Source organism: Moorena sp. SIO3I6, assembly GCF_010672095.1.
In genome coordinates this window covers 1-6952 of record NZ_JAAHHU010000251.1, presented here as the reverse complement: position 1 = coordinate 6952, position 6952 = coordinate 1, and the positions used below count along the sequence as shown (strand labels likewise).

At 42.6% G+C, this 6952-nt stretch carries 7 protein-coding genes; 5 read left to right on the top strand and 2 right to left on the bottom strand.

Going from position 1 to position 6952, the window contains the following annotated elements; translation table 11 throughout:
* The 3 genes from F6K49_RS33005 to F6K49_RS32995 form a co-directional block, all read left to right on the top strand.
* Positions 1-1528 (top strand): hypothetical protein (locus F6K49_RS33005; RefSeq protein WP_293103437.1); only part of this gene is annotated, 1528 nt, incomplete at its 5' end.
* Positions 1521-2855, top strand: a complete 1335-nt coding sequence (locus F6K49_RS33000; protein WP_293103434.1) for a DUF1822 family protein — start codon at positions 1521-1523, stop codon at positions 2853-2855. The genes F6K49_RS33005 and F6K49_RS33000, both read left to right, overlap by 8 nt.
* Positions 2856-2973: 118 nt before the next feature.
* The gene (locus F6K49_RS32995) at positions 2974-5451 is read left to right on the top strand and encodes a CHAT domain-containing protein (protein WP_293103431.1); all 2478 of its coding nucleotides are present in this window, start codon (positions 2974-2976) and stop codon (positions 5449-5451) included.
* A gap of 331 nt (positions 5452-5782) precedes the next feature.
* Here the strand turns inward: F6K49_RS32995 and F6K49_RS32990 are convergent, their stop codons facing one another.
* Positions 5783-5944: a hypothetical protein gene (locus F6K49_RS32990; protein WP_293103427.1), complete on the bottom strand. Its 162-nt coding sequence runs from the start codon at positions 5942-5944 to the stop codon at positions 5783-5785.
* A 188-nt stretch (positions 5945-6132) separates the two neighbouring features.
* On the opposite strand from F6K49_RS32990, the gene F6K49_RS32985 reads away from it, so the two are divergent.
* Positions 6133-6369 carry a hypothetical protein gene (locus tag F6K49_RS32985; RefSeq protein WP_293103424.1) on the top strand — a complete coding sequence of 79 codons (237 nt, stop codon included), beginning with the start codon at positions 6133-6135 and terminating at the stop codon, positions 6367-6369.
* A complete protein-coding gene (locus F6K49_RS32980) occupies positions 6330-6683 on the top strand; it encodes a helix-turn-helix transcriptional regulator (RefSeq protein WP_293103421.1) in 354 nt (117 codons plus the stop codon). Before F6K49_RS32985 ends, F6K49_RS32980 begins: the two co-directional genes overlap by 40 nt.
* Positions 6684-6706: 23 nt before the next feature.
* Here the strand turns inward: F6K49_RS32980 and F6K49_RS32975 are convergent.
* Positions 6707-6952: hypothetical protein (locus F6K49_RS32975; protein ID WP_293103417.1), on the bottom strand; the 246-nt coding region annotated here is incomplete at its 5' end.

Genomic DNA, 6952 nt, shown 5'->3' with positions numbered 1-6952 from the left:
GGTGCCTCTATCGAGATATTGGGAAATTTTAAGACTTGATCCTGCTAGTGTTGGGTGTGGTTACAAAAAACTGTTACTACCGCTGGCATGGGAGTTTTTTCAACAGAAGTGTCTAGAATTAGATGCTTCAGAAACGCGATTGACCGTTCGCGGCAGCGTCGGGCAAAGTCCTAGAGGTGCGCATTTGTCGGTGGAGCAGCATCGGGATATTCAAACCTCCCTATACACCTGGTTTCACCCTGAGGAATCGTCTGGGTCAGCCATAAGTCGTGCTAGAGCAGGACTTTGTCTTCGTTGCTATGTCTCTTACCCAATCCTGAAAGCTTGCAAGAAACTGGCTAGTTTATATAGCGCTAGCCATGACTTCACCTATCGGGATTTGTTGCCATTTGTGCTTGATGATGATGGTAAAGTGCTAGTCATCTTAGATCAGGATAGTACAACTCAACTTATCTTGAATGGGGATAGGGAAACCAAAAAAACCGATTACCAATTTTTTACGGTTGAAGTATTACGAAAATATAACCTGAATTCTCCATCCAAGTCTAGGTTAGATGATTGGGTCTACTATCAAACCAAACAAAATCCTAAACTCAAAGACTTCTTATCGGAGCGGGGACTTTGTTTTCTCAGTGACTGGGCGCTGCTGAATCGAGCTAGACCGATACAATTTGAAAAACTATTGCCACGCGATCGCAATATCCTAGAAGCCTTTCATGCAGTCTACCGTAGGGACAGACGCCAACAGCCAGCAAAAAAAGCTAGACGTTGTCCGGATCCCACCCAGTCTCAACTTGAAGAAATCAGACACCTCTTGCAGGAAAAATCGGTAATTGTCAACTCTCTAGCACAGCTGAGGGATGAACTCAAACATCTGGCCAGACTGCTAAGGCAATATGACATATGGATTCGCAGCGGATTTCCGCCATCGGAACCCCTAGAGGTGTCGGATTCGGATACTAGACGCGACCGAGAGTTACCAGACCCAAATTTCACCAACACTTTAGATGCGATCGCACGACAAGAATTACAGCAATTCTGTGGTCAGCAACTCATAGCTTGTTTGGATTTGGGGATAGAGCAAGGGCTAACTGACCGTATTACCAAGCTAGAGCGCAGTCGAAGTTATGCCCGTTTTGCATCAAAGGTTATATCAGGTCTTGAACTGATCTACTGTCACGGTAAATCTCAAACCGAGATTGCCTCTATTTTAGGAATGACCAATCAATCCCAAGTGAGCCGGGTGCTAAATCCAAAGGATCTGCTCAATCGGGTGCGGTTTTGGACAATAGACAAACTTTTCCACATTATCTCCCATGCAGCACATCAGTTTAATCTGGCAAATATGTCTAGGGATCCAGACTATTTCAGAAACCTGATGGAACACCTAGAAGCTTTCGTGGATGCTGAAGTCTTCCAAGAAGCAGCTGCAGAAATCATGACAGGGAAAAAGTGTTCTACTAATAGCCTATATACCCAGCGACTATGCCGCTACCTTGAGACACTGAAGCAGGAAAATCATGACTAGTTATTCTGTTAATTCCACCGACCTCAGGCTTGTGCAACCAGAATGTATTTGGTTAGAGTCCGAACAGTTTGAGCAAGCAGTACAAATGAGTAATCAAGTCATCTCAGAAGCATGCCAATGGCAAACCTATCTGAATGGACTAGCATTACTTAGTTTTACACAATGGTTAGAGGAAAAGTTAGCTAATATTTTGATTTATGAGAATTGTTGTTCTTTACGACAACCTAAATACGCTAATGTGATTGAAGCGGTATGTAATCTTATAGTAGGCGAATTTAAGCTTTGTTTAATTACCAGTGAGAGTTTAATTGATGAAGTGGGAACTGTACCGATAGCCGCCATTGATTTACCAGACTTTGCTGCTCATTTCTATGTTGTGATTGAAGTGCAAGAAGAGCTAGAAACTGCTATTATTCGAGGCTTTATCCGTTACGACGAACTGGTTAATTATCGACAAGTTTGTAATTTACATCCTGAAGTTGATTGGAACTATAGTTTACCTCTGTCATTGTTTGATTCTGAGCCAAATCACCTACTATTTTATTTACGTTTCTTGGATTCCGCTGCCATTGAGCTACCAGTAACTTACCCTAATTACCTCCCTAGGCTATCTGTTAACCAACCTGACTTGGAAACATTAGAAACATTATTAGAACGCCTACAATATCCTGAGCAAACTCTTTGGCAAACGTTAACTTGGGAGCAAGGGCTGACTATACTCCAAAGTCCTGAATTACTGGATTTATTATATCAATGGCAACTAACTCCACAGAGAACAACGTCCCTTTCGATTCGGATTACAGAAGTATTTACTATCCTAACTCAAAAGGCTATCAATACACAACAATGGTTGGAGGGTAAATTAGATGAATTTGCCCAAGGTTTAGGATTGTTTATCCCTCAAACCCTTACTGGTAATTTATCGGTATTTCGGTCAATTGATAAATTCGAGAATGTGATTAACGAGCTTAGATATCAAGGAATGGACATTCCTACCGAACCAGGTCGATCCTATCAGGACATTGATTTAGGTGAAATTGCTTTACGACTATGTGCGGTAACCTGGGCGATTGACTCTCCAATTCCTCCACCAAAATGGTCATTGCTGGTAATTTTAGGAACCCAGCTGGGTACTCCTTTACCTGATGGATTCAAGCTACAAGTTAGCAATCTAAGGTCTATTATACATGAGCCTGTATCAGGGTTTGATGATCCATTTTTGTTTGCCCGTGTGGAAGGACGCTCAGATGAAAAATTTGTGGTGACCATTATCCCACCGGATAGTTCAGCACAGACCTTATCTCCTTATGCATTCGAGCCTAGTTAAACAGCATTTAAGTTATTTATTAAACAGGGAGTAGGGAGTAGGGAGTAGGGAGTAGGGAGTATTAAAGTTAGAACAGGTAACCGGCAACCATATAAAACAACGAGGATTATTTTGGGTAATGAATACTGTTTTTGAACTAAAAATTTGGTGTAAAACAGATGATAAATCTTGTTTTTTTTTGCTGCTATGGGATAACAGGATAAGGCAGCTATCTGCCAGTCTAAACTATTCCAAGGAAATACAAAGATGTTATCAACGGTGGCGACAGCGCTACACTAGGTTTTACGAATTACCGTCAGTGAAACTTATAGGAGATAGTGGCAGAATTAATCCTGGTTCAGGTGACCCATGTTATGATTTGATGGAGGCAGAAAGAGAGTTCGTCAATGCTTTCCAGCGTTGGTTAGGAGAAGGCGAGGTTCGTAAGATTCAACAGCGGATTCGAGACGAATTGACTCGTGTTGCTCAACTGATATCGAAAGATGGCAAGGGGATTGGTACTCACCCCAGTGTTGATATTTTCGTAGCTTGTGACTCTATAGAAATGGAACGGTTACCATGGGAAACTTGGGAACTTGCTCCTGAAGGCACACCTGTGGGGAGGGTTCGCATTTTCAGAAGCGCTATGGATAATCCGGATCCCATTGCTTGTACTAAGCCCCTGACAGCTTGCAGTGCGACCCCGCGCTTTTTCAAAGCGCTAGGGAACGCGCACCGTAGAAAAACCCGTATTCTAGCTATCTTCGGAGATGATCCCAGACTACCGTTGCAGGACGATTGGAAAGCTGTGCGATCGCTTAAGTCTATTGCTGAGGTCGAGCGAGTAACCTGGCAACCCCATGAAAACCATATCGATATCAAAACCAAAATTGCTAATGCCATCTGTGATCAACGAGGCTGGGATGTGCTGTTCTTTGCTGGACATAGCGATGAAACCACAACCACAGGAGGAAGACTTGCGATCGCTCCGAATATATCCCTGTCGATTAGTGAACTCGAAGAAAAATTAACTCAAGCTAGGGAACATAGATTGCAGCTGGCCATTTTCAACTCCTGCAGTGGTCTGAGCATTGCCAACTCTCTGATTAAACTTGGGTTACAGGTAATAGTGATGCGGGAACCCATTCGCAATGATGTGGCTCAGAGTTTTCTCCAGCAGTTCTGTAAGCCCCTAGCTGACCATAGAGATGTTTACGATGCACTACTCGAAGCCTGTCAACATCTTCAATCCGTAGAGAAATTTGCCTATCCCTCTGCCTATCTGCTCCCTTCTTTATTTAATCCTCCCGGTTTAATTCCCTATCGCATTGAGCGATTTGATTGGAAGAAAATGCTGCTGCAGTGGTTACCGACCAGACCAGAAGCGATCGCATTGGGAACAGTTTTACTGCTTAGTGTCATCCCAGCTATTCAAGTCGAATTATTGTTCGACATCCGAGCCTTTGTTCAAGCGGCCTATCGTAATTTTACGAATCAAGTACCAGAGAATACCTTAGCGCCTGTTTTGTTAGTTGCTATCGATCAGGAATCTCTAGATCAAGCTGATGAAGCAATAGAAAGCACACAAGGTAAGTTGATTGATTCCGAATACTTAGCCAAGTTGGTAAGACACCTATACGCCTTGAATGCTCAAGTAATCGGCATTTACTACAGTCGGCATATCTACCAACCTAGATACGAAAACCTTGATCAAGCGATTCGCTCTGCTGTGGAAAAGCATAACACTTGGTTTGTGCTAGCAGCAGATAAACAAGATAAAGTCGCTAGTCGCAAATGGAGTTTAGAAGGGTACATAGAATTTGAGCCTTGGACTATTGAACAGCCTCTAGATCCCACCTGTATCGACGAGTCATGTCCGTTTGCTTATCAGCTAGCAGTAGCTTATCTGCTCAATCACCAGTCATCTTCAGATAGTTTACCCCAGCCAACATTAAACAGTACAGTAGATTTTCAGTCCCAAGTCAGTGATTATCTAAAGCAAAGAAAGACTCACAATCAAGGGCTGATTCCTTTCCATCAATCTGCTCCTCCTTTTGGACTAGCTTCCATTATTGACTTTTCTATTCCTCCTAGACAAGTCTACAAATCTATTACAGCTAAGGAACTTCTCAATTTTCCCGTGCCTAATCCAGAACTCCAACAGCATGTGATGCAGCAAGTTGTTATCATCACCCATGGTGACTACAATGACACCGAAGATGACTTTTACTTTCCGTCAGTTGCTGGCTATTGGTGCCATTACTATCAACCTGTTGAACAGGATATAAAGCAGTGCCTGGAAGTATTAACTAGAGGAGAAGTATTTGCTTATATGGTGAACCATATAATCCGGCAGCATCGGGTAGTTTTGATTCCTGATTATTGGGGAATTTTACTAGCCGCATTACTAGGAAAATGGACTACTATTATCCTGGTAAAAAAAACATTATTACAGCGATATAAACAGGTATTAACCTTGGTAATTATAACAGGAATATACGGATTATTTGTATTGCAGGTTTATATCTCAGCATTAGTATTGATTCCGTGGTTTTTCCCGTCAATACTAGTTTGGTTTTACTATAGTTTCGCTCTCCAAAAAAAATATTTAATCTAGGAGTTATTTTGAATAAAATCTATTCCATGACTAAGCTAATATCAAAACTTCCGAATACTAATACCCAAGTGCCAATGACTCAAACAGAAAAACATCCACGAAAAAGACAAAAAAGACCATGGTGGAAGAAGCCCTTAGATAATTCGAATTTGATAAACATGCTTAAATCTACAGGGAATGAACCAGATAACGACGATAGATTGACATTAAAGTTATTCATGATTGTCATTATCCTTCTGAGTCTTTTTATACTACCTTTTCTAACTCAGTTTCTAAATTTTCAATGAATGACACTAGTGCTGAGGTAAGCATTCAGCTATCAGCTATCAGCTTATGGGTTAGGTCCGATGCATCGTTCGCACAGCGTGGCCATTCGCGTAGCGTGGCCATTCGCGTAGCGTGGCCAAAGCCTGTCCCACAAGGCTGACCACTGACCGCTGACCGCTGACCACTGACCGCTGACTGCTGTTGGCGTAGCCTGCGCGTAGCGCATATGCTTACAACTCAACACTGACCCACTCTTGTGAACTAGTGATACCAGAACTCGATAAGCTACTGCATAAGCTCAAAGCCCCTGCACCTATGGATTGTAGTAGGAACCTGTAGTAGGGACTTGTAGTAGGTACCTGTAGTAGGGACCTGCTCTGTTGCAGATTCGTAACGTTCACATAGGTCTAGAGGATGAATACTCAGGCAAGACAGTTTAACGGTGTTCTCTTACAAGGGGTAGTAGAAGGATTAATGGATGGTGTCTTGATTCTGAACGCTCAGGGAGAGTTAGTTCATAGCAATTGCTATGGTCGCTTTATTTGTGCTCAACTGGCAGTGGATAGGTCAAAATCTAACCTTCCAAAGAAATCAGGCGTGTTTGCCAAGCTGTGCTCGACAGCTGTGAGTTATATCCAAATCAGTCAATAATTATCGAGTCTGAAATTATTACTGATCCCTCAACATCTTTTCGGATTCGAGCCGTTAAGCTCACCTTAGACTCCTTTGAAAATCCCTGCATTTTAGTAACACTAGAAAATCACGATCAATATGCTGAGAGTTTTGCGATCGCAGAGGTGAATAAATATGACTTGACTCCTCGTGAGGCCGAAGTTTGGTTACTGCGTCGTGCTGATTACAGCTATCAGGAGATTGCTGATGAATTGCTCATTACTCTCAACACGGTTAAGAAGCACTTGAAAAATATTTATGCTAAAATTAAATTTTACCAATTTAAACAGTAATTTTTAGAGGCCAATTAAATTAGTTAGTTATATAGCAAAGGGAGTAGGGAGTAGGGAGTAGGGAGTAGGGAGTAGGGAGTAGGGAGTAGGGAGTAGGGAGTAGGGAGTAGGGAGTAGGGAGTAGGGAGTAGGGAGTAGGGAGTAGGGAGTAGGGAGTAGGAAGTAGGGAGTAGGGAGTAGGGAGTCGGGAGTGGGGAGTGGGGAGTAGGGAGTTCGTAAGCGTAAGACAGAAGACGTGCTGTCGACGGGAAGCAGCAGTAAGTGTTAAA

Coding starts and splice junctions, on each gene's coding strand:
- F6K49_RS32990 (WP_293103427.1), bottom strand. CDS start 5,944: ATGCGCTACGCGCAGGCTACGCCAACAGCAGTCAGCGGTCAGTGGTCA.
- F6K49_RS33000 (WP_293103434.1), top strand. CDS start 1,521: ATGACTAGTTATTCTGTTAATTCCACCGACCTCAGGCTTGTGCAACCA.
- F6K49_RS32995 (WP_293103431.1), top strand. CDS start 2,974: ATGAATACTGTTTTTGAACTAAAAATTTGGTGTAAAACAGATGATAAA.
- F6K49_RS32985 (WP_293103424.1), top strand. CDS start 6,133: ATGAATACTCAGGCAAGACAGTTTAACGGTGTTCTCTTACAAGGGGTA.